The sequence below is a fragment of the Brachybacterium sp. AOP25-B2-12 genome (assembly GCF_052378625.1).
Lineage (GTDB): Bacteria > Actinomycetota > Actinomycetes > Actinomycetales > Dermabacteraceae > Brachybacterium.
In genome coordinates, this window is record NZ_JBQSXW010000053.1 from 1 (window position 1) to 1,914 (window position 1,914).

The 1,914-nt window shown below is 66.4% G+C and carries 1 protein-coding gene and 2 pseudogenes; 2 read left to right on the forward strand and 1 reads right to left on the reverse strand.

Features of this window, described 5'->3' with window-relative positions:
* Nucleotides 1–445 precede the first annotated feature (445 nt).
* Nucleotides 446–925, forward strand: a complete 480-nt coding sequence (locus ACT3TZ_RS15065; RefSeq protein WP_444584228.1) for a general stress protein — start codon at nt 446–448, stop codon at nt 923–925.
* A 262-nt stretch (nt 926–1,187) separates the two neighbouring features.
* On the opposite strand, the pseudogene ACT3TZ_RS15070 reads toward ACT3TZ_RS15065, so the two are convergent.
* Nucleotides 1,188–1,519, reverse strand: a pseudogene (locus ACT3TZ_RS15070) (transposase); the annotation flags it as partial.
* 86 nt (nt 1,520–1,605) lie between these two features.
* Here ACT3TZ_RS15070 and ACT3TZ_RS15075 point away from each other — a divergent pair.
* Nucleotides 1,606–1,914: pseudogene (locus ACT3TZ_RS15075) on the forward strand (transposase); the annotation flags it as partial.

Here is a 1,914-nt window from a genome sequence, read left to right on the forward strand (position 1 = left end):
CAGAGATAAATATGCTTAGCCTGGTAACGTCCGCGACATTTTGTAAGGCCCTGAGAGCGGGCCCGTCGCTGGTCCACCACGGACCGACGGGCTCGGGGACGGGGCTGAGGACCCGGAGAGGAGCCACGGCCGTGGCCGAGCTGATGCGCAAGGACCTTGATGCGTTCGGGTCTTTCTACCGCCACCTGCACCGACGGGGTGCTGGTGATTTCGGGCTCCGATGCCGAGTCGGAGCCAGTGGCAGAAGTCCACGAAGATCGCAGGCACCGCGGCTGAACGGCCGATACCGAGGGGGAGGAAGGGAGGCCAGGGCTGCTGATGTGCCCGGACTGTTCCGCGATTTCTCTTCCTAACTTTCCGTCCACTCCCGACCCAGGTGCCCGGCAACCCCGGGTGCAGGCCACCGTCCGGGTCGGATCGTCACCACGAACAGGAAACGATAACCATGTCCCATCACTCCCCTCTTCCACCCGCTGCTTCGGCTCATTACCAGGTCCTGCGCACAGTGCCCTCCTATGACGAGGCTCAGCGCCTTGTCGATCGACTCTCCGACGCCGGGTTCCCGGTTGAGCACGTGCGCTTGGTCGGCACCGATCTGCGCCTGGTTGAACAGGTCACCGGGCGGATGACCTACGGCAAGGCCGCCCTGTACGGGGCCGCCTCCGGAGCCTGGCTGGGATTGCTCATTGGCTTGCTGTTGGGTCTTTTCACGGTCGTGGGGTGGCTGTCGGTAATCCTGTGGGCGGTACTCCTGGGCGCGGTGTGGGGGCTGATCTTCGGGTTGCTGGGCCACGCGGCCACCGGCGGGCGCCGGGACTTCAGTAGCGTCCAGGGCCTGGAGGCGTCCTCCTACGAGATTCTTGTGGAGGCCGAGTACGTCGAGGCGGCCACGGCCAAGCTCGACGCCAGCCGTCCCACGACGTGACCGCCAAAGGCCCGGGCCCGGACCGGGTGCTGGCCCACGCCCGAGTAAGTGCTGAGGGCCGTGGCCCTCTGCGCTCCCCCGACACTCACAGCTGGAACGGATTCAGGAGCGGATCTCGCCGGGAAGCAGGGACGTCGGCGTGCCTGTCACCACCAACCGGGAGCCTGCTCGGCTCTGCCGAGCGTGATCCCCGCAGTTGCCTGCAGTGGACCCCGACAGCTTCGTCCCCAAGACCCTCTGTCAGGGGCATCCCAGGTAATCACCCGCGGGACCGTCCGAGGCATTCTCCGGCCACAGCGATGGCCTCGACCGGATCGGAGCAGCCCCCTTTTTCCGGGCCCCGGCGGCATGCTGGTGGGCCCGGATGGAGGTCGAGTCCACGGAGAACACCCATTCGACCTCCCCGGCAGCGTCGTCCTTGACCACCGCCTCATCCAGGATCTTGGCCCAAGTGCCGTCCATGGTCCAGATCCGCAGCCGCTCGTGGCCGGTCTTCCACGGCCCGTACCGTTCGGGCACGTCCCGCCAGGGCGCCCCGGTGCGCAGCTTCCACAGGATCCCGTTGACCACCTGCCGGTGAATCGCCCCGGGTCTGGTGGAGGCTCTGAATCCACGGGAGGATGAGGAGCATGGCAGCACCGAGGAAGTACCCCGACGAGCTTCGGGAGAGAGCCACGAGGATGGCAGTTCAGTCACGGCGCGATCCATCGACGAGGTCGGGAACGTTTCGCCGTGTGGGCGAGCAGCTCGGGATCAATCCTGAGACTCTGAGGAACTGGGTCGTGCAGGCCGAGGTTGACGAGGGGCACCGTCCCGGGACCACGACCAGCGAGTCCCAGCGCCCGGTCGAGCTGGAGAAGGAAGTGCGTGAGCTGCGCAGGGCGAACTCGATCCTGAGGTCAGCCTCGGCTTTTTTCGCGGCGGAGCTCGACCGCCCACAGCGTTGATCGTGGAGTACATCGACCAGTACAGGCATGAGTTCGGCGTCG

Excerpts from the sequence above, each read along its gene's own strand:
- ACT3TZ_RS15065 (WP_444584228.1), top strand. The coding sequence starts at position 446 with ATGTCCCATCACTCCCCTCTTCCACCCGCTGCTTCGGCTCATTACCAG.